The sequence below is a fragment of the Lysinibacillus sp. 10T31 genome, from assembly GCF_056394365.1.
On record NZ_JBFTHS010000009.1, the window covers coordinates 73,469 to 96,919 of the forward strand.

27 protein-coding genes are annotated in these 23,451 nt (G+C 37.0%); 8 read left to right on the top strand and 19 right to left on the bottom strand.

Going from position 1 to position 23,451, the window contains the following annotated elements:
- The first annotated feature begins 23 nt into the window (after nucleotides 1-23).
- Nucleotides 24-512: a flavin reductase family protein gene (locus AC1DCY_RS07370; protein WP_477348798.1), complete on the top strand. Its 489-nt coding sequence runs from the start codon at nucleotides 24-26 to the stop codon at nucleotides 510-512.
- 430 nt (nucleotides 513-942) lie between these two features.
- Here AC1DCY_RS07370 and AC1DCY_RS07375 read toward each other — a convergent pair whose 3' ends face one another.
- The 3 genes from AC1DCY_RS07375 to AC1DCY_RS07385 form a co-directional block, all read right to left on the bottom strand.
- Nucleotides 943-1,098, bottom strand: coding sequence for a YezD family protein (locus AC1DCY_RS07375; protein WP_477348800.1), 156 nt, complete (start codon nucleotides 1,096-1,098; stop codon nucleotides 943-945).
- A 332-nt stretch (nucleotides 1,099-1,430) separates the two neighbouring features.
- Nucleotides 1,431-2,096 (bottom strand): phosphopantothenoylcysteine decarboxylase domain-containing protein, encoded by a 666-nt coding sequence (locus tag AC1DCY_RS07380; RefSeq protein WP_477348802.1) that lies wholly within the window; start codon nucleotides 2,094-2,096, stop codon nucleotides 1,431-1,433.
- 386 nt (nucleotides 2,097-2,482) lie between these two features.
- Nucleotides 2,483-3,358, bottom strand: coding sequence for a LysR family transcriptional regulator (locus AC1DCY_RS07385; RefSeq protein WP_477348804.1), 876 nt, complete (start codon nucleotides 3,356-3,358; stop codon nucleotides 2,483-2,485).
- 134 nt (nucleotides 3,359-3,492) lie between these two features.
- On the opposite strand from AC1DCY_RS07385, the gene AC1DCY_RS07390 reads away from it, so the two are divergent.
- Complete coding sequence (locus AC1DCY_RS07390) at nucleotides 3,493-4,392, top strand: DMT family transporter (RefSeq protein ID WP_477348806.1); 900 nt, start codon at nucleotides 3,493-3,495, stop codon at nucleotides 4,390-4,392.
- 136 nt (nucleotides 4,393-4,528) lie between these two features.
- Here the strand turns inward: AC1DCY_RS07390 and AC1DCY_RS07395 are convergent, their stop codons facing one another.
- The 3 genes from AC1DCY_RS07395 to AC1DCY_RS07405 form a co-directional block, all read right to left on the bottom strand.
- Nucleotides 4,529-4,876, bottom strand: coding sequence for a general stress protein (locus tag AC1DCY_RS07395; protein ID WP_477348808.1), 348 nt, complete (start codon nucleotides 4,874-4,876; stop codon nucleotides 4,529-4,531).
- Between the two features lie 216 nt (nucleotides 4,877-5,092).
- The gene (locus tag AC1DCY_RS07400; RefSeq protein ID WP_477348810.1) at nucleotides 5,093-5,533 is read right to left on the bottom strand and encodes a Dps family protein; all 441 of its coding nucleotides are present in this window, start codon (nucleotides 5,531-5,533) and stop codon (nucleotides 5,093-5,095) included.
- Between the two features lie 250 nt (nucleotides 5,534-5,783).
- Nucleotides 5,784-6,734 carry an RpnC/YadD family protein gene (locus tag AC1DCY_RS07405; RefSeq protein WP_477348812.1) on the bottom strand — a complete coding sequence of 317 codons (951 nt, stop codon included), beginning with the start codon at nucleotides 6,732-6,734 and terminating at the stop codon, nucleotides 5,784-5,786.
- 168 nt (nucleotides 6,735-6,902) lie between these two features.
- Here AC1DCY_RS07405 and pepF point away from each other — a divergent pair, with 168 nt between their 5' ends.
- Complete coding sequence (gene pepF, locus AC1DCY_RS07410; RefSeq protein WP_477348814.1) at nucleotides 6,903-8,717, top strand: oligoendopeptidase F; 1,815 nt, start codon at nucleotides 6,903-6,905, stop codon at nucleotides 8,715-8,717.
- Between the two features lie 227 nt (nucleotides 8,718-8,944).
- On the top strand, nucleotides 8,945-9,928 hold the full coding sequence (locus AC1DCY_RS07415) for a YecA family protein (RefSeq protein WP_477348816.1): 984 nt from the start codon (nucleotides 8,945-8,947) through the stop codon (nucleotides 9,926-9,928).
- Between the two features lie 307 nt (nucleotides 9,929-10,235).
- Here the strand turns inward: AC1DCY_RS07415 and AC1DCY_RS07420 are convergent, their stop codons facing one another.
- Nucleotides 10,236-10,427, bottom strand: a complete 192-nt coding sequence (locus AC1DCY_RS07420; protein WP_387081104.1) for a zinc-finger domain-containing protein — start codon at nucleotides 10,425-10,427, stop codon at nucleotides 10,236-10,238.
- Between the two features lie 165 nt (nucleotides 10,428-10,592).
- On the opposite strand from AC1DCY_RS07420, the gene AC1DCY_RS07425 reads away from it, so the two are divergent.
- Complete coding sequence (locus tag AC1DCY_RS07425; protein WP_477348818.1) at nucleotides 10,593-10,985, top strand: ribonuclease HI family protein; 393 nt, start codon at nucleotides 10,593-10,595, stop codon at nucleotides 10,983-10,985.
- Here AC1DCY_RS07425 and AC1DCY_RS07430 read toward each other — a convergent pair.
- Nucleotides 10,982-11,128, bottom strand: coding sequence for a hypothetical protein (locus tag AC1DCY_RS07430; protein WP_477348820.1), 147 nt, complete (start codon nucleotides 11,126-11,128; stop codon nucleotides 10,982-10,984). The genes AC1DCY_RS07425 and AC1DCY_RS07430 overlap by 4 nt on opposite strands.
- A 198-nt stretch (nucleotides 11,129-11,326) precedes the next feature.
- Here AC1DCY_RS07430 and AC1DCY_RS07435 point away from each other — a divergent pair, with 198 nt between their 5' ends.
- Nucleotides 11,327-11,947, top strand: a complete 621-nt coding sequence (locus tag AC1DCY_RS07435) for a C40 family peptidase (protein WP_477348822.1) — start codon at nucleotides 11,327-11,329, stop codon at nucleotides 11,945-11,947.
- A gap of 267 nt (nucleotides 11,948-12,214) precedes the next feature.
- Here AC1DCY_RS07435 and AC1DCY_RS07440 read toward each other — a convergent pair whose 3' ends face one another.
- The gene (locus AC1DCY_RS07440) at nucleotides 12,215-13,402 is read right to left on the bottom strand and encodes an MFS transporter (protein WP_477348824.1); all 1,188 of its coding nucleotides are present in this window, start codon (nucleotides 13,400-13,402) and stop codon (nucleotides 12,215-12,217) included.
- Nucleotides 13,403-13,407: 5 nt separating this feature from the next.
- Complete coding sequence (locus AC1DCY_RS07445; protein ID WP_477348826.1) at nucleotides 13,408-13,806, bottom strand: MarR family winged helix-turn-helix transcriptional regulator; 399 nt, start codon at nucleotides 13,804-13,806, stop codon at nucleotides 13,408-13,410.
- A gap of 245 nt (nucleotides 13,807-14,051) precedes the next feature.
- Between AC1DCY_RS07445 and AC1DCY_RS07450 the strand changes: the two genes are divergently transcribed.
- Nucleotides 14,052-14,606 carry a DJ-1/PfpI family protein gene (locus AC1DCY_RS07450; RefSeq protein WP_477348828.1) on the top strand — a complete coding sequence of 185 codons (555 nt, stop codon included), beginning with the start codon at nucleotides 14,052-14,054 and terminating at the stop codon, nucleotides 14,604-14,606.
- Between the two features lie 36 nt (nucleotides 14,607-14,642).
- On the opposite strand, the gene AC1DCY_RS07455 is transcribed toward AC1DCY_RS07450, so the two are convergent.
- The 5 genes from AC1DCY_RS07455 to coaW all read right to left on the bottom strand — a co-directional run bounded on the left by AC1DCY_RS07455 (nucleotide 14,643) and on the right by coaW (nucleotide 16,672).
- Nucleotides 14,643-14,972: a DUF3889 domain-containing protein gene (locus tag AC1DCY_RS07455; RefSeq protein ID WP_477348830.1), complete on the bottom strand. Its 330-nt coding sequence runs from the start codon at nucleotides 14,970-14,972 to the stop codon at nucleotides 14,643-14,645.
- Between the two features lie 96 nt (nucleotides 14,973-15,068).
- Nucleotides 15,069-15,215 (bottom strand): hypothetical protein, encoded by a 147-nt coding sequence (locus tag AC1DCY_RS07460; protein WP_337990871.1) that lies wholly within the window; start codon nucleotides 15,213-15,215, stop codon nucleotides 15,069-15,071.
- 23 nt (nucleotides 15,216-15,238) lie between these two features.
- Nucleotides 15,239-15,475 (bottom strand): hypothetical protein, encoded by a 237-nt coding sequence (locus tag AC1DCY_RS07465; RefSeq protein ID WP_400908770.1) that lies wholly within the window; start codon nucleotides 15,473-15,475, stop codon nucleotides 15,239-15,241.
- Nucleotides 15,476-15,567: 92 nt separating this feature from the next.
- Nucleotides 15,568-15,747: a hypothetical protein gene (locus AC1DCY_RS07470; RefSeq protein ID WP_477348833.1), complete on the bottom strand. Its 180-nt coding sequence runs from the start codon at nucleotides 15,745-15,747 to the stop codon at nucleotides 15,568-15,570.
- Between the two features lie 88 nt (nucleotides 15,748-15,835).
- Complete coding sequence (gene coaW, locus AC1DCY_RS07475; protein ID WP_477348835.1) at nucleotides 15,836-16,672, bottom strand: type II pantothenate kinase; 837 nt, start codon at nucleotides 16,670-16,672, stop codon at nucleotides 15,836-15,838.
- Nucleotides 16,673-17,351: 679 nt separating this feature from the next.
- Between coaW and AC1DCY_RS07480 the strand changes: the two genes are divergently transcribed.
- On the top strand, nucleotides 17,352-18,173 hold the full coding sequence (locus AC1DCY_RS07480; protein WP_477348837.1) for a squalene/phytoene synthase family protein: 822 nt from the start codon (nucleotides 17,352-17,354) through the stop codon (nucleotides 18,171-18,173).
- Nucleotides 18,174-18,382: 209 nt separating this feature from the next.
- On the opposite strand, the gene AC1DCY_RS07485 is transcribed toward AC1DCY_RS07480, so the two are convergent.
- The 4 genes from AC1DCY_RS07485 to AC1DCY_RS07500 form a co-directional block, all read right to left on the bottom strand.
- A complete protein-coding gene (locus AC1DCY_RS07485; RefSeq protein ID WP_477348839.1) occupies nucleotides 18,383-19,213 on the bottom strand; it encodes a MerR family transcriptional regulator in 831 nt (276 codons plus the stop codon).
- A gap of 299 nt (nucleotides 19,214-19,512) precedes the next feature.
- Nucleotides 19,513-20,508 carry an agmatinase gene (gene speB / locus AC1DCY_RS07490; protein ID WP_477348841.1) on the bottom strand — a complete coding sequence of 332 codons (996 nt, stop codon included), beginning with the start codon at nucleotides 20,506-20,508 and terminating at the stop codon, nucleotides 19,513-19,515.
- Nucleotides 20,509-20,573: 65 nt separating this feature from the next.
- Entirely contained in the window at nucleotides 20,574-21,755 is a 1,182-nt protein-coding gene (locus AC1DCY_RS07495) for an iron-containing alcohol dehydrogenase (protein ID WP_477348842.1), read from the bottom strand.
- Nucleotides 21,756-21,818: 63 nt separating this feature from the next.
- Nucleotides 21,819-23,291, bottom strand: a complete 1,473-nt coding sequence (locus AC1DCY_RS07500) for an aldehyde dehydrogenase family protein (protein WP_477348844.1) — start codon at nucleotides 23,289-23,291, stop codon at nucleotides 21,819-21,821.
- Nucleotides 23,292-23,451 lie beyond the last annotated feature (160 nt).

The window sequence follows — 23,451 nt, forward strand, 5'->3', positions numbered from 1 at the left end:
ATATCAATGAAGAGGTGATTAGAATGACAGACAAAGTAGCTGCTTTTAAACTAGCATTAGGTAATTATCCAACAGGTGTCACGGTTGTCACTGCTTGTAATGACGTAGGTGAACCTATTGGCTTAACTGTCAATTCCTTTGCGTCAGTTTCCATAGATCCACTCCTTATTTTATGGTCGCTCGATAAAAAATCACAGCTGCATCCATATTTTACAGTTGCTCAAAAGTTTGCTGTCAATATTTTAGCGAGCAATCAAGAACAATTATGTACGCTCTTTTCAAGTAAAATCCCAGATCGTTTCGCCCAGGCTAAATGGTCAACCTCTGCTTTTGGTCTACCGGTTTTACATGATACTGCAGCCATTTTACAATGCAAAACAGCTCAGCAAATCGATGCTGGAGATCATACGATATTTATCGGGCAGGTCCTAGAAATTGATAATGCACAGAAGGAACCTTTACTATATCATCGCAGACATATAGGTGAAATCCCAAATAGTTTTTATGAATAGGCTATGGCAAGAATAATAAACGCAAAACCAGGATGATTCGTTGTAATCTTCCTGGTTTTTGACGTATTTTTCCGCTCTTTTTCGAAATAATAAGTTTGATTGATGAAAAAGTAATAGTTGGGTGTATTTCAAATGTTTAAAAAAATACTTTACATGATACCTATTATTTTTTATTTTCTGCAAATGAATGGGTAACTGCAAATATCCATAAACCCCCTCCTTCATTTGAGGAAAAATTCGCTGAAGGCCGTGGAAGAGTCCGTTAAGGAATCTAGGTATTTATAAAGAGGTATCTAACACTGATACACCTCACACATTAGTTACAATGGCTAACTCTATAAAATAACCTATGCAGTAGCTAAAGATAGTCCGCTCAGCAGTGCCTTAACATAAAATGGCCACATCTAAATTCTGTGGCCTCCCATACTGTTTACTTTTTCTGTGGAAATCTCTGTTTTTCAAGTCTGTTAATTTGTACAATGACACCATCTTGAATCGTAATATGTACTTCTCCAAATTCCAAATTTTGAATTGCTTTTGCAATTGCCTCTAGTTTTTTGTCATCTACCTTTGTTTGTTGAGTCATTCGATACACCCCTTCTCTTTACATATTTTAAAGCCAACACGTCAATCATAGTCCACTTATCCCTTAGATAACTCTGTTAGATTTTGACCTACACCATTTGTAACAAAACATTTTGGGCCAAGTTGTGGGTATTTCGTTTCTTGCAAATAATTCTATAATTCAGAAAACCTATTGTCAATATAAATATTACAAAACTTAGTTGTTTACTAAGGAATGAAGAAATATGAAGTATGTCTATAGTTATGTCAGTAAGTATCACTTTAGACTTCAAGGGGCAAAAATAAAAACTGCGCAGATCAATTTACCTCTACACAGTTTTTGTTTTAATCATTTTATAAAAGATCCATTAATGCTTTCGCTGTCTTTTGTTTGCCCATAACCTTTATCGCTTCGCCTTTAGCCGGTACAATCCAATGTGGCTCATTTCCACCATATAAAGATTGCGAGCTATTAGCTACCATAAACTGAGCATTGGCCGATTCCATTCGCAGACGTGCGCGGGACAGTAAAAATTCCTCATCATCCGTTGCCTCAAGTTTAAAGCCCACTAATGTAACTTTCGGCTGCCACCCTTTAATTTGGCCTAATACTTTAGGAGCCTTTTTAAAGTGAATGATAGGTGGTTCATCAGATGGCATTTTACCTGTTTCCTCTATTAAATTCCCAGATTGGTCATACACTTTGTCAATAAGCCAATCAGAACCTGCAGCCGCCATAATAACGATATCCACCTGTTCTTCCTGAACAGCATGTCGAACTTTCTCACCTAAATCTTCAATACCTTCAAATCGAATGGTACGCATTTTATCTTTGTTTGCAGGAAGCTGTGCAAAATAACCATGCATATACAATACGTTTGCCCCAGCCTCTAGTGCCGCTTCAGCTAAATAACAGCCCATCGACCCTTTCGATAAATTCGTATGCCCACGCACACGATCCCATTTTTCAAGTGTTCCCCCACTTGTAATGAGTACGGTCTTACCTCGTAATGTCCCCATACACTCACCTTTTTTCTAATCAATTTCGCCTTGGCGTAATTGCGTCCGGATTTTGAATTGTGCCTAGGCCTGCACGACGCAGGTCAGTTAGCCGTTTTCGCAGGATGCGAAGTTTTTAGGCTAACATCCTTTATTCATTCCTTTGAAAATCCGTGACATCCGCCGGAGGCTTTATCTTCATTCAGTAGGTGTTTGGACACCCACTGAAAAAGTAATCAAAATTGCATTCATCTCACCACCTTTAGAGGTGGGAATCTTCTGTAGCTGCCGCTTTGCTTTCGCTACAAATAACATTTGCTGAATGAAGATAAATATACAAATACTATTTTAACGTAATGTTATGTTATGCTTCAATATTGTTTTTATTAGGTAGAAGTAAATCAATATTATTTCATATTTTGCTCTTTTAACCAGGAACTTAATATTTCCGCAAATTTCTTTGTCACTGGTGATGCCTGGTGTTTCATAGCTATTCCTATTGTGCGATAGCCACCTTGTTTTAAAGGTATCGCTTTTATCGTAGGAGGTAAGTTATACGTCACTAATTTCGGTAAAATACTAATTCCAAGCTGGTGAGCAATCATCGAAATAATCCCTACCTCTTCTGAAAGCTCAAAGCGAATATTTGGCTTCACGTGATATTGCTCTAACAGTTCTTTAACATCATTAGTCCCTTTATATGAAGTCATGATAAATGGCATGTCTTCTAGTTCAACAATATCAACTTCCGCTTTATTATAAAGCGGACTTTTATCGGAGACGATACACAGCAATGGATCCTGCTGAAGTTCGGTAAACTGATACTGCTTAGATTTTTGACCATTTAAAAATCCTGCATCAACCTCACCACTCAATAGCCATTGCTCAATTTCATAATAATCTCCCTCACGCAGTTCAACTTGTATACCAGGAAATAGATTGTCCATAATACGAACAATTTCCGGCATCCAGTTTGAAGAAATACTTGAAATTACACCAATTCTCACTTTTCCTCGAGTAACGCCAAGTATGTGTGCGGCTTCTTGCTGTAACAGTTCTTGTGCATCGAGGACATGTCTCATTGCCCTCAGCATTGTATTACCTTCACTCGTTAACGTGACACCAGCTCGACTTCTGTGAATGAGTGCAAAGCCGAACTCCTTTTCTAAGCTTGAAACAGCATGACTTACAGCAGATTGGGTTAATCCCAATGCGTCTGCTGCTTTTGTAAAGCTAGCTACCTCAGCTACTTTATTCAAAATCTCATATTTGACTAAACTCATCGCCTTGTCCTCTATATACATGAATTTTTTTAATACTAACCATTATAAACATTCGTTTTACTAATCACAACACAAGATATATAGTAAATTTTAGAATAAAAACTGTTTTAGTACACAGATTGTAGGTGAGCATAATGAGTATCCAAGGAAAAGCAAATTTATTGATGGTTATAGTGACAATGTTCTGGGGCTTATCTTATACCTTTATGGTAATGGGGCTTGAAACATTGGCTGTTTATAATGTGGTGGCATTGCGTTGTATCATCGCATTTTTCGTAGCTGGTATTATCTTTTATAAACGCATGATTAAAGTCGATGTTAAAACATTAAAATATGCAGCTATACAAGGGTTTCTATTATTCATTGTGTTCGCTCTAAGCTTATTCGGACTAGAAACAACATCGGTATCAAATGCTGGTTTTATTTTAAGTCTAACAGTTATCTTAGTACCTATTTTCAGCAGTTTTATTGAAAAGAAATTACCTTCAAGAGCAGTTAGCTTTGCGATTATTTGCACAATGATTGGGATTACAATTTTAACGGCACATGGCTCATTTACCTTTCAAAAAGGGGATATTCTATTAGCCATCGCTGCACTATGTTATTCGTTTTACTTACTGTTAAACAGCTCGTTTACACGGAGCGTTGAATCAATTCCTTATGGCATTTACCAGCTCGGTTTTGCTGGACTTTATGCACTTGTATTAACATTCATTTTCGAAACACCAACACTTCCAAATACAACGACTTCTTGGATTGCTATTATAGGACTTGGTGTCATTTGTAGTGCATTTTGCTTCGTAGGTCAAACTGTTGCACAACAGTTTACCTCTGCTACACATACAGGACTAATATTTTCCTTAGAGCCAATTTTCGCAGCGATGTTTGCTATGATGTTTATTGGTGAAGGAATAACGGTAAAAATAGTAATAGGTGGTAGTTTTATTCTAATTGGTAATCTTGTTGCCCAATTAGAGCATCTCCATGTTTTACGCTTTATTAAAAAACATGAACATGAAAAAGCTATAAATTAATTCTTACTACACAAATAAACAGAGCGATGCATGTGCACTCACTCTGTTTATTTTATATTTAGCTTACTTATTGTTCAAAAGGAAACTCTCCTTGTCACACGTGAATCAAGACGAATAACAATCATCTTAATATACATTATGTCGTCATAGGTTCAGTTGAATGCTCAGCAAATAATACGATGACACCCTGTTCAACGAGATGAGCATAGTAAGCTGTTTGACCCTCTGTAAGATCAAATCGCTTAAATCCTTCTTTTACAGCCGATTCACCAGTAAACCAAGACTTAAATTGATCAACCCAATTCCCTACCTCGTGTGTTTTAACATTAGCATCCCATTTTATACCCTCAAATTTGCTTGGATCCTTCGCAATAACGTAAATATCCTCTATTTGATATGCATCTAATAGCATACTTTCTAAAATATGAAGCATTTCTTCCCTTGTATGGGCCACTTCAATTTGTGGGTTTTGTTCATTTATCATGTTCAATTCCTCCTAATTTGTATGGCTTACTAGGTATCTACCCTTCCTATTCAAGAAATAAACCCATTTTATCCATTCTTTTAATGAACTGTAATATTTGTTATATCTTTGTGATACATGTTCACCTTTTGAAAGAATGATCTTAACACAAAATGTAAAAAATAGGCAACAGAAGTGAATTAAGAAGTCCCATCGCCTATCATTTACTTGTGGTTATTAATGTCCGAGGAAGGCTTTCAACATCCATGTATGCTTTTCTAGGGACTGGTACATAGCATTTAGTATATCCTCTGTTCGATCGTCCCCTTCTTCTGCCGCAAGCTCCATCGTCGAATTTAAAGCTTTCATAAGTGTTTGGAAATCGGCAATAGTTGTAGCCACCATTTCCTCTGTCGTCTCATTCCCTGTCGCTTCCTCTATACAGGACAGTTCAAGATGTTTTTTTAATGTAGCAACTGGTTTTCCATCTTTCGAAAGAATGCGCTCTGCAATTTCATCTAGATTTAACGTTGTTTCATTATATAATTCTTCAAATTTTGCATGTAGTGTAAAGAAGGCATTTCCCGTAACATACCAATGATAATTATGCAATTTCGTATAAAGTACAGACCATGTAGCGACAAGTTTATTCAAATGTTTGTTTAAGTTTTGTGACATTATTTCTCCTCCAATGTGCCAGTTATTCTAGCCATTAGTATGCGTTGCAAAGTGTACAGGCTATACACACATTTTTCACATTGACTCAAACAATTTTCAAGGCCATTTGTAAATACAAATAAAATAAAAACCAAAACATTTTCCACTATAAAGCCAGTCCTAAAAACAGATGGATTACATCAATTGGACGTTAAAAACTTTCAACAAACCTAATACGGGATTGTCATTTTTATCTTTCTACACAATTAGATTATTTTAGTACCTTACGAATTTCTTTTATCTTTGTCACTGGAAGCTTTGAAACTTCTGCAATCCACTCATCGTCAGCACCCGTTTCAATTAAACCACTAATTATTTGTTTAATGGTTTGTTCAATTCCTTGCTCAATTCCTTCCTGCCTTTCTAATTCCAAAACTCCAGCAAGTGTCGGCGGTAAATCTTCTTTATTTAGATGCAAAATTTCTTCCTCCCCTCTTATTTCATCTTTCATATCTCTTAAAAGCTGTTCAGACATAGATTTGGGTAGCTTTAATAAATAATCAATGAAGTAAAGAAGCGCACGTATTTCTGTTCGTTCAACATTACTTAATAACCATACTTCTCTTAGTAATGCTTTTTTGTAAGTACTACGATTGCTCATTTCGTTTTTTGTTCTATTCAAATAAATAGATGCTAGTAACGCTTTACTAAGTAGCTTCGGTGAGTTTTTCAATTCTTCTTCTTCAAAATCTGACACAACAAACTTGTTAAATGTATAAGTTATTTCTGTACCATAATACTTTTCATGATACTGATTCGTGCTTTTGCTACTCGTATCTGTAAAAATTGCAATTGTCACAATTTTCTTACCATAACGATCACTGATACGATAAAAATACTCAAACATTCGCTTCGCAAAATGCACTTCATCTACTGCTTGTATTTCTGTATGGACAAGGATCCATTGCTCTGCACCACTCTTTAGATGAACCTTCGCAATTTGATCAGCTACCTTGCGCCCTTGACGATGCTCAATAATTTCTTTGAAAAGTTCTTGCTGTAAAAACTCTACTGGCTTAGAAAAGTCCACTTCTGCATGTAAGTCTGGCAAAAAGAACAACAAAAAATCTTCAAACAAATCCGCAATTAACTTTTTCCATAGATTATCTTGATTCACTTGACTAAGCTTATAGACATCTGGTTTCTCACAAACTAGCTGCATTATAATTACATTCCCCCTTTACCTTAAATCCATTATAGCTAATACGAACATAAGTTTCTACAATATTATTATATTTTTGTGAACATTAAAACTATTCTCTATAATTATTTCACTTTCCGAAATAGTTTCGTTATAATGGAGTCACTTACTTAAAAGGGGTGTTAATTAATGGATGTATTACCATTACGAAAAGATGTACCAGTGGAACAAACTTGGGATTTAACAGATTTACTTAAAAATGACGCGGATTTTGAGCCTGCTTTAGCGCAGCTTGTGGAAGATGCAAGAAATTTTGAACGTACGTATCAAGGTACAATTACGGATGCCCAAAAGGTAATCGATGTTTTAACAGCTTATGAAGCACTATATGAAAGCATAGTTCCTATTGGTACTTATGCAAGCTTGAATAATCAAGCTGATCATACAGATAACGAAGCCCAAATGCGTGCTGCAAAATATGGTGCTGCAGTTGGTAAAATAAGTAGTACATTTTCTTTCGTACGCAGTGAATTACTAGCACTAGATGAGTCTATTTTAGAGGAAGCTGCTACATTAAGCCCTAATTATAAGGTCTATTTAGAGGAATTATTAAAACATAAGCCTCATCAGCTGCATCCAGAGGTAGAAAAAGCACTAGCTGCATTTAGCTCTACTTTTGATGCACCATATGAAACGTATAATACGACTAAGCTTGTAGATATGCACTTTGGAGAGTTTGAGGCCAATGGCGAAAAACATCCACTTAGTTTTGTATTATACGAAAATGACTGGGAGTTTGACGCTGATACAACAGTACGCCATGCTGCATTCCAAGCATTTTCGAATAAATTACGCGATTATCAGCACACAACTGCGAAAGTCTATAACACACACATTCAACAGGAAAAAACAATGGCTGATTTACGAGGTTTTGATTCTGTCATTGATTATTTATTATTTGATCAAGATGTTGATCGTACGCTTTATAATCGTCAAATAGATCTGATTACGAAAGAGCTTGCACCTCATATGCGCCGCTACGCAAAGCTTATTCAACAAGCAAACGGCATTGAAAAAATGACATTTGCCGATTTAAAGATTGCCCTTGATCCAGACTATGATCCGAAAATAACAATGGCTGAAGCAAAAGTATATGTTGAAAAAGCATTAGACGTTATGGGTGAGGATTACAAAGAGATGATCGAAAAGTCGTTTAACGAACGCTGGATTGATTATGCACCAAACAAAGGAAAATCGACCGGGGCATTCTGTTCAAGTCCATATGGTAGTCATCCGTTTATTTTAATGTCTTGGAATGAACGTATGAATGAGGTATTCACTTTAATTCATGAGCTTGGGCACGCAGGTCATTTTGTGAATGCACATGCTCATCAATCCTATTTTAACAGTCGTCCTTCGTTATACTTTATCGAGGCACCATCAACAATGAATGAGATGCTACTAGCCAATTATTTATTAACCCATAACGATGACCTTCGCTTCAAACGTTGGGTAATTTCAAATATTGTGTCCAAAACGTATTACCATAACTTCGTCACACACTTACTAGAGGCAGCTTATCAACGAAAAGTATATGAATTAGTCGACGCGGGAGAAGCTGTGAATGCTACCGTTTTAAATCAATTAAAACGCTCCGTATTAGAAGATTTCTGGGGTGACACTGTCGATATAACTGAGGGAGCAGAGCTTACTTGGATGCGTCAACCACACTATTATATGGGTCTATATCCATACACATATAGCGCTGGCTTAACAATTTCTACACAAGTATCCAAGCGTATCTTAAAAGAAGGTAAGACGGCTGTAGATGAATGGTTAGCAGTCCTTCAAGCTGGAGGTACGAAATCACCTGTAGAGCTAGCTCAAATGGCGGGCGTCGATGTTACAACAGACCAACCGCTCAGAGATACGATTGCTTACATTGGTCAACTTATTAATGAGCTTGAACGATTAACGACAGAAATGGAAGCTGTCAAAGGCTAAACAAAGCGAGAACCATCTATGCTACTTCTAAAGCGTAGGTGGTTTTCTTTTTTTAGTTCTAAGCAGGAAAATACGTACATATACTAGAATCAGGGCGTCTCTCTACATTTTTTGATATTTCTAAATAGACAATCATTTTTCTTCATACAAATGTACCGTTATTATTAATTGTATGCAATTTATTTAGCAAAATTCGACTAACAATTTTCAAAGGAGTGTTTCTAATTATGGTAAAACGTAATGATCCATGCACATGCGGTAGCGGCAAAAAATATAAAAAATGTTGTGAAGGTAAACAACAGGTTACCGTAGAAGCTGTAGCAATTGAAGAATTAGAGCGTGTACTACAAACATTTTACTTAGAATATCCTGAACGTAAAGATGTTCGTGCCTATATAGAGCATGTAGGTACATGGCAGCCTAAATTAGAGAGCGTACTACAAAGAGAGCTGATTGAGGCGATCGCGTTAGACGACTTCTTCTTCCATCAAGAGCCATCTATTTGGAAAGGTTACTTAAAGAAAACAAAGAAAAAAACGGTAAGACCTTCTACGGCAAAAGTGTTAGAAGGCTGGTCACAACCACGTCTATTTATTGGTTCCGTGTCAGTTGTAGAAGAAAAATATTTCAAGGCTACACATGTGTTAACAAATGAAGAAATTTATATTCGTCGTGAAAATGACAAACCAATCCCTGAAGGTATGCATGTCTTTGCATTCATCTTACCAGATGGTACAAACGAATCAGAGCATTATTTAGCTGTTTCAACGCTTATCTTCTTCCCTGAAGATCATACAAAGGTATTTGAACAATTTAAGAAAAATTTCGAGGCTTCTGAGAAGAAGGCTGGATCATTCTTAAAAGAAGAGCATTTATCCTTCTGGGAGTTACTTGTGTCAAATGGTTATAAAGGCGAGGAATTCACGAACTTTGAGAGCAATGTAATCACACAAGTTAAAGATTTCCTTGAGCAAAATGAGCGTGAAACAGCTCCTATGTTAGAGCTTTTAGAGGACTACTTAATTGAAGGACAACCATCTGCGCGTAAAGAGGCTGCCATTGCCGCTGGCGCAATTCGATATGGTCAAGAAAAAGAGCTATTCGAGCCGTTATCAATGACTGTAAAAGAAATTGCGGCGACGTTCGATATTTCAGCTTCCTCACTCACAAAGTACTACCAAGACTTAAGTAACTATGCTACAACTAAATAATGCTTAAAATAGCGCCACACACTCTAAGAAATCTTAGAGTGTGTGGCACATTTTAGTTTACATAGAAAAAAGCTACTTTATTATCGGCAATGAGCCAACAATAAAATAGCTTTTTCTATGGTAACCAACCAATACTATTATTTCCGATCATATTGTTATTTATGCATCGAATTTAGTAAATATGGTTATTTATTGAGCAAAAATGAAACTTTTAACATTAAGCTTTACGTTATTTAAACATAGTCCGTTTAGACCTATGATTGCTTTGCCACAGTTGATAAGACATTTCTATAATATGTTTAAAACATTATTTACTATACACTTTCAAAAGCTCTTCTCCGAGAAATTGTAGTCGCTCCCCTACTGAGCAGGCTTCAATACAGAAACGATGAGCTCCAGGTTTACCACGCTCTTTTCGTAATTGCTGTATCACTAAGCAATCAGCACAATACGTATCATGTAGTTCATCAATATCTTTCATAACCGTCACTTTATCCAAATTGAAATCTCGCTCCTTTCACGTCTAAATTTCGCTTCTTACTATTATGAAGTGAACATTTTGAACAAGCAACTATTTTGTTTATCCATATTTAACTTAACTTTTGTGAAAAAGCACTATTGTTGTACAATTAATGTAAAATCTAAATCAAAAAGTAGGGATTTTATGTTAGAACTATACATTGATGCTGCTAGTGCAGGAAATCCTGGCCCAAGTGGTATTGGGATATTTATTAAAGGAGAAGGCCATCATATACAAATCAGTGAGTATATAGGGCAAACCAATAACCACATTGCCGAGTTCACTGCCTTAGTACGCGGCCTTGAGGAAGCATTAAAGCTTGATTCAAACCTAGTCTCAGTGCGCTCAGATTCAAAAATTGTTGTAGCCTCTATGGAAAAAGAATATGTGAAAAATGAGGAATTTAAACCTTATCTTGAACAGGCACTCACACTTGCAAATAGCTTCGATTTATTTTTCATCAAATGGGTTCCAGATACGCAAAATAAAGCTGCAGATGCACTTGCACGTAAAGCGATTCAAAAAGAAAAAAATTAAACAACGGAGACTGTCCCTTGCCTTAAACCAAGAGTCGGTCTCTTCCCTTCATCTGCCTTCACTTTATTCAGATACTTAATATCCCCGAATATTTCATTTTTATCATCTTTGTTTTCATACATAAAGAACCGCATAGGAATCATCAATCTCCATCCAATCAGCTTATTTACATGGCATACATTTTACAAAACTTTTGACGATTAGCCATAAAGTAATTAATTTCACAATTATTGGCAGTATATTTGTATCCTTAATGTTATTTTATTGACATACTATTGTAATATTACAATGTTAATATCATTTATATACTAAGCTTTAAAGTTTTCAGGAGGATACATATTATGAAAAAGAATAAAAAGTATAGATGGGGATTGAAATTAGCTACATTGGCTTTAAGCACATCTGTCCTTTTTTCAACTATAGACACAGCATCAGCTGCAACTTACACAGTAAAATCTGGTGATTCTTTATCGAAGATTGCCAATCAATACGGTGTTTCTTATCAAACACTAATGAAATGGAATAACTTATCTTCTTCAACAATTCGTGTTGGACAAAAGTTAAACATCAATACCTCACTATCAGCAACGTCTACACCTAAACCAACAGCTAGTCTAGCACAAATTGCTAAACAACAATTAGGCGTAAAATACACATTTGGTGGAAGCAAACCGAGTACAGGTTTTGATTGCTCAGGCTATGTTACTTACGTTTTTAATAAAGCGGGTATTTCGACAGCCCGTAAGTCAGCAGCAGGTTTTTACAATACAGCTAAAAAAGTAAAGTCACCTCAAGTAGGCGATTTAGTATTTTTCTCTAATACATATATAGCAGGTATTTCACATGTAGGTATTTATCTTGGAAATAATCAAATGATTAGCGCAAGTAACAGTGGTGTTTCTATCGCCAACGTCAATAGCACTTATTGGAAAAAACACTTTGTTGGATATGGTCGTTTATAGCGCACAAACAAAAACAGTTGGGATGTCCCAACTGTTTTTTTCTTTATCCTCATACATGTACTACTTTTTTTGATTTTATTTATTTAATCAATTATGCCTGCATGATGCAGGTCAGTTAGCCGTTATCACATGGATGCGATGTTTTTAGGCTAACATCCTTTATTAACTCCATTCCGATTCCGTGACATCCTCCGGAGGCTTTAGGCCAACAAGATGTTGGTCACTCAGTCGTTGCCACAGGACGTGGCGTTCTTAGACTGAGTTCCTCTATTCAGCCGATGTTTGCCCGCTGAAAGAAGCTAAACGAATTAAATAAATGATAAAGACAACAACTAGTAAGCCTGCTCCAGCTAGATAAACAGAAGAATAGCCTGCTTGCACAGCTAGCATACCTAAAATATAAGAGCCAAGCGCAATACCAATGTCAAACATCGTAAAGTACGTTGCGGTTGCATAACCACTGCGTGTATGTGACGCAGACTGTACAGCTAATGCTTGTAAGCTTGTAGTCACTGCTCCATAGCCAAATCCAATAAAAATGGCTGCAAATAAAAATAATGCCGGTCCTGAGACAAATGCAAGCATAACAAGACCGATAGCAAAGAATATAATGCCAGGTATAATAACAAATTGCGGCCCTTTTGTATCATAAAGTTTACCTGTATATGGACGTGTTATAAGCATTGCAGCTGCAAAAACTGCATAAAACAGACTCGCCACAGCCATTAAATCTTTTTGCTGTGCGTAGACAGATAAAAACGATAAAACACTCGCATATGAAAAAGCTACTAAACTAGCAATAGCCGCTACTGGAAGTGCGCGACGTTCAAATAAATCATCAAATTTAAACGTTAATTTACCCTGATGTTCAGGCTTAGGTAAATTATCAGTATTTACCGTCGCAGCTAGGATGCCCCCTGCTAATATACAAATACTCATCACAATAAATAGTACATTGAAGCTACTATATTGAATAAGCAGTAAACCGACAAATGGTCCAATAACTACTGCTAAGTTAGTAGACATTGTGAAATAGCCTAGACCTGCACCTTTACGATTGGCTGGCACAATATCCGCTGCTAAAGAGCCAGCTGCTGTTGTAATAATACTAAAGAAAATCCCTTGAATAAAACGGAGTCCTAGTAAAAGTCCAAAAGGATGTATGAATAAATATAAAACTGTACATAAAAAATAGCCGAATATTGAAAGTACCAAAAGCTTTTTCTTTCCAAAAACATCTAATAGTTTACCTGAAAAGGGACGAACGATAATGGCAGATAATAAAAATCCCGACAATAACAATCCCGCTTCCTTGTCAGTTTGGTGTAGCTCACCAATCGCATAAAGCGGCAAAGTCGTTACCAACCCATAGAAAACAAAAAATACTGAAATATTCGTTAAAAAGAGACTAATAAACTGCTTCGTCCATATTTTTGTATTCCCCTCTTGCTGCATGTCAATCAACCTTTCATTTTGTCCAATAAAATCATAAATTGCTGCTGTTCTTCGACAGTTAATGTCCCCACCATTTCTTCCTCAAAAGCTAAAATGGTTTTAGTAATAGCAGGCAAGTTTTCCTCTGCATATGGTGATAAGGTAACGATTTTCTCACGTTTATCTTCACCATCTATTCTCAGCACCCAACCTAAAGTTTCGAGTCGAGTAATTGCTCTTGTTACACTCGGTGCCTCAACGTTTAAATATTTCCAAATTTGTGTTAATGTCATTTGCCCATGATTATGTAAGCAATATAAAATAGCCCATTGTGAGCTATACAAATTGTGCTGTTTCAGTACTTCATTTAAACAATTCGTTAAATAGCGACTTTTTTGGAATAAAGCATGAAATATTGGATTCATGTTAGCGCCTCCTAATTTATTTACCTAGCTAAATAAATACTATACGCTTCATTTTTTTCATTGTAAAGCAAGTAGTTTGAAGTTTTGATGGAGTGCATTTAGAAGCAATGTTCCAGTCGACTGACGTTTGATTCACTCTTTTATCAGCGATTCTCAACTTCTTTCAGCATTTCAATAATATCAGAAGGAAATTTTTTGAAAACGTCGAATTTAGCTACTAGATTATAATAAAAGGAGATGGAAGCATGGGGAAAAAGGTATTAATACTTGCAGGAGACGCAGTTGAAGCTTTAGAAATTTTTTATCCTTATTACCGTTGTCTAGAGGCTGGCTATGATGTAACGATTGCAGCACCATCCGCAAAGAAATTACAGACTGTATTGCACGATTTTGTCGATGGGGTCGATACATACATCGAGCGTACAGCGTATGGATTAGAAGCACATTCATCCTTTGCGGACGTAGATCCGGCACAATTTGACGGACTCATCATTCCTGGTGGTCGAGCGCCAGAATACATTCGTTTAAATGAGCATGTTCCAGCACTAGTTAGCCATTTCTTTGAAACAAATAAACCAATCGCTGCAGTATGTCACGCAGCTCAAATTTTCGCGACCATTCCAGAAGTTCTGAAGGGACGCGAACTAACAGCCTATATTGCCTGCAAGCCCGAAGTTCAAGTAGCAGGTGCAACGTATATCGATGCTAATCTTCATACAGACGGTAATTTAATCAGTGGTCATGCATGGCCAGATTTACCTGGATTAATGAGAGAATTTATTCAAAAGCTAGAAAGCTAACGGAAGGAGGATGCCTGAAATTGGCATCCTCTTATTTCATGGAGTGGTTTCTTGGAATTCAATTTTCACTACTTTATTAGTATTCGTTATATATTTGATCCGAACATGTACACCGAATTCCTTGTCACTTTGTTTTAACCAAAGCTTAAATTTTTCAATAGAAGAGTCTTCATTAACTTCGCTTCCCTCATGCAAATAATCGATAATTTTAGCTTGAGGGTATTTTGCCTTTGTCTCTTTTATCGCTACATTTCCCCATTGTGCACGGGCTGGTATTCCCTGTTGTGCATAAGAAATTGTTGGGGTGTTTATGAATACAGCAAACAATACAAGAAAAATGCCAAGTTTCACACAAAATTTCCGCAAGTTAATCAACCTTTCATATTCTTTTGGTATAAAGTCGCCAAAACAGCAAAAAATAAGTGCTCCTTAAGTATTCTCAACCTTAAGGAGCAGTTTTCGTTACCTTTTCTTACTGGATTGTTTTGGTTGTTGAGGATTGTTATGAATTACTTGATTAAATTCTGCTGAATATTCTTCACGATCATTTCTTTTATGTGTATCTTCCTTCTTTTTCTTTTTAAAGCTTGTTTTCCTCTTCTTTGCCATTATTTATACCTCCCATATTTCGGTTATTTGTTTTTGTTGGACTGTTGATTTTTCTTATGGTTCGTTTTATTATCTTTATTTTTGGCTTTCGCATCAAACTCTGCAGCGAATTCTTCATTGAGGTTGTCATTCGGGTTATTGTTATTACTATTTGATTTATCGAGGTCTATTTTTTTGTAGGTATCAAAGGGATTATGCGTTCTAACATTCATTGTTTTATTGCTGTTTTTGTTGTTTCTATTGGTGTTTCTATTGGCCACGGATATTCACCTCCTACATGTAATTTGCTCAGGATAGAAGGTTTTATGCTTTGGGGATTACTGCAGGCATTACTAAAAGGTTTCCAGTCCAATCAATTTCGCCTTGGCGTAATTGTAGCTGCAGCTTCGCTTTCGCTACAGAAAACATTTGCCGCTGACGCTTCGCTTTCGCGCAGAAAACATTTGCCGCTGACGCTTCGCTTTCGCGCAGAAAACATTTGCTGCTGTCGCTTTGCTTTCGCTACAGAAAAAGGATCCGCATCTGCATTCATCTCACCACCTTTATAGGTAGAACTCTTATACTGAATGAAGATAAAAAAAATGTACATCACTAATGTTAATTAGTAATGTACATTGTATTTAGACAATCGTATATTCAGTTATATTTAATAATGCACCGACTGCACCTGAAAAACCGTGGTCATTTATAAAGACTGGTGTATGCTTTTTCGTACGTGTGTAGTTGGCAATAACACGTGTAAGATGATCATTATTACTTAAAGTTGAACCGATATAAACGATATGTTGAGCATTTTTTGCTTCGGCATATTGAATACTAAGTGTAGTAATAACCTCACCGACAAGTCCTTGTACAGTTGCGATAATATCTTCTGTTGGATGTTTGACAGACTCTGTAATACCAACTTTCCCAAAATTACTAGCTGTCAATTTCCCATCAATAGGTGTGTCCATCCCTTGATAAATATCCTTTACAAGTAAATCAATTTCTTCTCGATTACCCTTAGAGGCCCGTTCTCTTATTTCATTATAATCCGTGATGCCAGTTGTAAGCGCTGACAATCCAATCAATGTTCCACCACCAACGCCTGTCCCACCGACACGAATATGCGTATTATCTTCCATATAATGAATTGAAGTACCAGTACCAATATTAGTAATCATACTTCGCTCGAAGAAGTGTCCCTCTTTATGCAATAAAAATCGAACGCCCTTCAATGTGGCTTCAAACTCTACTATATAATGAATCGATTTCATTGTTTTGATGACATCCAGTAATTGTTCTGTACGCCCTCCCGTAACACCAATATCCTCAATATCTGGATGATTAATAATCCAATTCTGCACAGCAAGCAAATCATTTGACGGGAAAGTTATTAAAACGAGCTCATTATGCTCATCTAAATAAGCAACTTTTGTCAATGTTCCGCCTGCATCAATACCTATAGCCTTTGGCATACCATTCTCCTTTGACTTTACGTACAATCTCTATTTCAGATGGAGAGATATATACTAGATTTTGCTTGTATTCAAGTGGCGTTTAGAAGCCAGTTGAATAACGTTCATGCCTCCACAAATGTCACGGATTTTGCAAGGAGTAATTGTGCCAAAATCCGATGTATTGTATTTCTGTACCGAAAGCGAAGGCATCAGCAGCAATTACTCGAAAAGTGAAGTTGTATTTTTGTCCTTCCTAAACTTTAACGCTGTTGAAATAAATGTGCAATAACTTAGCAAACTTTCATGAAAAAAAGACGAAAAATATCAAATTTTTTCTATTAATCACACGATTTTCGTCGCATTTTTATAACTTTAACATTATTCTACTATAAAAACAAAAGAAGTGGAAATGCAATGACACTCGATGCATTATCACTTTTATAGCATTCTAGTAGGTGGATATCGATAAAATTTAAAAGTTGTACGATAATTCCTGAAAAGCGTTCCGTTAAAATTAAAAAGTTGGATATCATTTTGTGAAAACGTATGTCATGTGAAACTAAATCTTCCCTCTCTTTGTCTTAATCTATACCATTTGAAAATAGTTGAATATAAATTGAACAATCTGTTTTATCTTTCATCACTTTTACGATACGATATACTATAGATGTGTTACCATTTGAACGGAGGAATACAAGTGAAAGATCAAAAAAAACTTTATAAAGAAGCGATGCAAGTTTTAAAGGAAACAAGTCGCACTTTTTATATACCGATTACTTTTTTAAAAAATGATTTAAAATTGTCAGTGGCAGCCGCATATTTAGCCATGCGTGCTATAGATGAAATTGAGGATCATGAAAACCTTTCCAATGATGTAAAATTCGATTTACTTAATGCAACAAGCGAGTTATTAAAGGAACCATTTAATGCTGAAGCTTATGAAGCATTATTAGCGCCATATGCAGATCAGCTACCTGAAGTAGCTCTCCGTTTAGCAGATTGGCTAACGTTTTGTCCTGAAGGCTCACGTAATATTGTCCAAGCTTCAACGAGTGAAATGGCATTTGGGATGGCGAAATGGGCAAAGGCAAACTGGCAGGTGCATACGCGAGAGGATTTAGATGATTATACATACTACGTTGCAGGGCTTGTTGGGACAATGCTGTCCGAGCTTTGGGCGTGGGGTGCAGACATTCAAACCGATCGCGATTTAGCTATTGGCTATGGCCGAGGTCTCCAAGCAGTCAATATTTTACGCAATCAGCATGAGGATATGGATGAGCGCGGAGTAAGTTTCGTTCCCGATGGTTGGACACGCGAAGATTTATTTGCATATGCTGAGGAAAATCTTGCGAAAGCTGATCTTTATATGAAAGATATTAATAAACGTACAGTATTATTATTCTGTCGATTACCACTTGCATTAGCACACAAAACATTGAAGGCAATGCAAGAAGGTCGTGAAAAAATGTCACGAGCAGAAGTAGAACAAACAGTCGAAGAGGTACAGGCTGACTAAAGCTGTTGCCTTAACTTAAATGAACCACCTATCGAGAATTATTAAATGTTTAAACGGCTTGAGCCTTTATTTCAATAGGCTTAAGCCGTTTACTCGCTCTTTAGTTCGTTCATTATTACAAAACCAATGTTTGTTTATCAAGAAAATTTGTACAATAAATTGAACATTGTTCTCGTTAATATAATTTCTTAGGAATTTTTTGTCATATATCACAGTTTTCGGACAGGAACTTGGATTTCAAAGGTGATCTCATTCGGTTTATCCGTAATCGTAATATCAAGATGCATGATTTGCAATGCGTCACCAGTAATCTGATAGCTGTTTGTTTTAAGATATTGAAGTATTTTTCTTAAACTTTCGCTACGACTCGACAATAATTCTCCATTGTAACGGATGCATGCAAATAATCCTCCTGGAATCGTCAATTGATATGTATTCGGAATATCTTCCTTATTTTTTGCCACAATAAAAATAGTGGAAGGTTCCTCAAAACGTTCCAATTTTAGATTCGTTTCTTCGATAATAATGCCAAGTCTGTTGGTAGCAAGAATGGGTGTCTTCTCCGTAAGCATATTCTCTAAATTCAAGACACCATAACAAAGTTCAAAGTTATTATTGATTTTCTCATGCAAGGTAAGTAATCGCCTGCTTTTCATTTCGCGGAATATGACTTTCTGAAGCTCATTTTCTCTTTCCACCTGTTCCAAATAGGCAATCTTTCCCCTGATATTTTCTTCCATTTCATTCAATTCTTTCAGATTTGAAACAAGTTCTTCGTGTTTGGTTTTCATAATATCTAACGATTTACTGAAATTGCGTTCATTAAGATATTCCTTGATCTCATCTGTAGTCATCCTAAGTTGCCTTAGTTCTTTAATGGTACCCAAAATTTCATACTGAAAAATGGAGTAGTATCGATATCCGGAATGTGAATCGATATATTGTGGCTTGAACAAGTCAATCCGATCATAGTGGCGTAAGGTCTCCGAAGTCAATCCTCGCAGCTTTGCCATTTCACCGATAGTCAGTTTTTCTTTCAATCTGCTTACCTCCTAAAAAATTTATAGACTGCTAAAATTTTTATCGCAGGAGTATAGAAAAACTTACCAAATTCAAAAATTTTCAGGTTTGATTAGTTTACCACACACTCAATAAACTTTATAAAATAAGTGATTCGTTATATCCTGAATTATTTTCTCGCCTACTTTTATTTCTCCAAATAGCATACCTTCTTAATCCGAAAGAATATTCAGCTAAAATTTTTTACGAACCTCTAATTCAAACTATGCAATCTTTTCTGACTATTTGTCAAGTACATTTCTGAACGCTTTATTTCAATTCAACAACTATCCTGTATTGTGTACTTTTCTTGTGCTAGCCTTCTATTCTCTTTCTCTTTTAAAACATAGCTGAGCAAATCTAGCATGATGCGAGCCGCTACTTGCTGCGTTATACCGGTTGGATCATAAGGAGGCGCCACTTCGACTAAGTCGAATCCAATCACATCTCCCCGTTTTGCGATACCTTCCAATAATTCGTTTACTTCATCGTAAAGAAGGCCGCCTGGGGAAGGAGTACCAGTCCCCGGTGCGATTGATGGATCCAATCCATCAATATCAATCGTCACATAATATCTTTCTCCTGCTGGGATTTGTTCCAGCACTTCTTCAATTCCCATTTTTCTCATTTGGCGTGGTGATAGAATGACGCTACCATAATCTCTTGCAGCATCAACATCCTCTTTTTTACTACTGCTAATTCCACGAATACCTAATTGGAATATTTTCTGTACATGATCCATCTCCGATAGACGGCGTATGCAGTTCCCATGGCCATAGCGCATTCCTGAGCGGTGATCTGCCCAATCTAGATGTGCATCAATTTGAATGATATGAAATGGACCTATTTCATTTAATCCTTTTCCTACCGCAGCCGTGATAGAATGGTCTCCTCCTAAAACTACTGGCATTGCTCCTTTTGAAACAATTTTACGGATCGCTTCTTCTGTATTTTCGTGACATTGCATTAGATCTCCATGTACCATATCAACATCGCCGCAATCCACCACTTTCCAATCTGGTCCGAGATACATGATATCATTTTCAATGTCATAAGCACCTTCTAACCCGAAACTGTATAGCGTCGAACCTTCCCTAATTCCCCTCGGTCCCATTCTTGCACCTGATTTCCATTGGGTACCCATATCATTTGGTACCCCTATGACCGCTACATCGGCATCCAACTCGTCCAAATCTGTGCAAATCGGATATTTACCAAACGTACATATTCCTGTAAATGGCAAATTCAAAAATTGTTTCTCATCGTGATTAACCATGATTATTCCCCCCGCTATCATTAAATCTCACGTTATGATCTGGAACCCTTTAGCGTTTCGTAAGGTTAATTATATGAATGTTTTATTTTCATCTCATAAGTTTTTTGGAACAATTTCAAGTAGTCATCTTTCGATAATTGACGAGAATTTGTAATTGTACACAAATGTTTGAATGCCCCTTCAGCAAGAAATTCGAAATCTTTAGGGTCAACATTATCTAAATCTCGGAATTGCGGTATGCCAATTTTACTTGCAAGTTCATGCAACAATACAACACCTTCTTGGGCAATTGCCTCCAATGTCTTCCCTTCCGCGGTCGCTCCAAGTTTCAAAGCAACTGTCGCATGTTTTTCCGGATTGGACGGAATATTATATTCAAATACATGAGGAAGGAAGATAGAGTTTGCCACTCCATGTGGTGTATCATACAGCCCGCCAAGCGGTTCAGCCATTGCATGCACAGCACCTAGGTCGGCGTGCGTAAACGCCATACCTGCTATCAAGCTACCTACAAGCATGTTTTGCCTTGCTTCTAAATTGTTACCGTTTTCTACAGCGAGTGGAAGATACTTAGCAATGATTTCAATCGCATAAAGACTGAGTGCATCAGAAATCGGTTCAGAAATATTGCTCGTGTAAGCTTCAATTGCATGCGTCAATGCATCCATTCCAGTAGCAGCAGTAATTGATTTAGGCAAAGACAGCGTCAATTCAGGGTCCACAATTGCCAATTTCGGCGCTAATTTTATATCAAGTATAGCTTCTTTTTGTTTAGTGACCGTATCTGTGATAACAGACCCTGTCGTCACCTCACTACCAGTCCCCGAAGTAGTTGGGATACAAATAAGGGGTGTAATATCGCGCTCCAACAGATTGAAACCATAGCGATCTTTAAGCTCCCCTTCATGTGTAAAAAGTACCCCGATTGCTTTAGCAGTATCCATTGAACTTCCACCACCAAGACCTAACAACAAATCGATATTTTCGTCTTTGAATTGTTCATAGGCTTTTACGCAATCTACGTCTTTCGGATTCGGTGTAATTTCATCATAAACAAGATAAGGAATCCCTTCCTGTTCTAATGAATCTGTTACCCTTTTTAAAATCCCCGTTTGTGCAAGCCCTTTGTCAGTAATGATCAGCGCCTTTTTACCACCTAGCTCTTTCGCTCTTTTCCCGACATTGTTAACTGTCCCGTTACCAAACTCAATAGAAGTCGGTAAATTAAAATTAAAATCCCATACCATTAAACATTTCCCCTTTCAATTTTTCAACGTTTTTCTTTTACGAGATTCACTTTGTTTTGTTCGTCAACTTTCAAACCAATTGGTAGGACTGACTTCTAAATTGATATTTATTTGTTTCACTTCCGAAAATTCATCCAAACCGAAAGTACCTAATCCTCGACCGAGGCCGCTCTGCTTATATCCTCCCCATGGGGCTTCGTTGTAAGCAAGATTGTATGCATTAATGTAAGTAATACCTGCTCTAATTTTTTTAATAACCCGTAAAGCTTTAGCACCATCTTGAGAGAACACTCCAGCTGCAAGACCGTATGGCGTATCATTTGCGAGCTTGATAGCCTCCGCTTCATCTTTAAACTTTTGAACAACTAGCACAGGACCGAATATCTCCTCTTGGACAATTTTCATATCAGGCGTTGTATCTACAAATATTGTCGGCTCGACAAAATAACCACGATCAAGTCCAGCGCTTGTAATCCGTTTACCGCCACAAACCAATTTCGCACCTTCATCGATACCAATTTGAATATAATTTAGCACTGTGTTCATATGATCTTCGCCGACAAGAGCACCCATTTGAGTCGCCGGATCATCACCCCGCCCGACACGTATTTTTTTCGCTTTACTAATCAAGCTTTCAACGAACTTGTCATGGATACTTTCTTCAAGGAGCAAGCGTGATCCGGAATTACATACTTGACCTGCGTTCATAAATATTCCATAAAGCGCATAGTCGACTGCTGTTTCAAAATCTGCATCAGCGAAGACGATATTCGGCGATTTACCACCTAATTCGAGTGCAATTTTCTTAATATTTCCTGATGCTGCTTTCATGATCGATCTACCTACTGTTGTACTGCCAGTAAATGAAACCATATCGACTTTATCGCTTTCAGCCAATTCATTACCGACAGTTGAACCTCCTCCTGTCACCAAATTCGCAACGCCTGCTGGAATCCCTACTTCTTCAAGAATTTCGAAGAGCTTAATCGTAGTAATAGGTGTTAATTCCGATGGCTTGAACACAATTGTATTTCCCGCCGCAAGCGCAGGCGCAATTTTCCACGCTCCTGTCAATAATGGGAAATTCCAAGGAGCAATCAGACCACATACACCTACAGGTTCACGAACAATTAACCCCTGTACCGGATCGGCAACGGAATACGTTTGACCGTTTGCTTTAGTGATGAGGCCACCATAATATCGGAAGCAATTCACAGCATCCCCAATATCGAACTCCGCTTCCCTAAGAGGTTTTCCTGTATTCAACATTTCAAGTGTACTCAGCTCAGATGCATTCTCCTCAAGTTTATCCGCAATTTTGAATAAATAGGATGCTCTTTCAGAAGCCGGTATGTCTGACCAAATACCTGAATCAAATGCATAACGTGCTGCATCAATGGCATCCCGCGTTTCTTCAACACTTGCTCTCGACGCCTTAGCAATCACTTCGTTGTTTGCTGGGTTGATAATATTACGTTTTTCCGCGTTCACAGAATCTGACCATTTACCATTAATAAACAATTTCAAGTTTAGCATTATACTAACCTCCCAATTAATTAGCCATATTTTATTTAAATGCACATTTAACCTCTCCTACAAAACAAGAGATTACAATAAGTGGTAGGAGTTTCATAACCTTGAATAAAAGCTGTTCTCATTTTCGAAATTCAGCCTTTCCGTGAATAACCTCACCCCT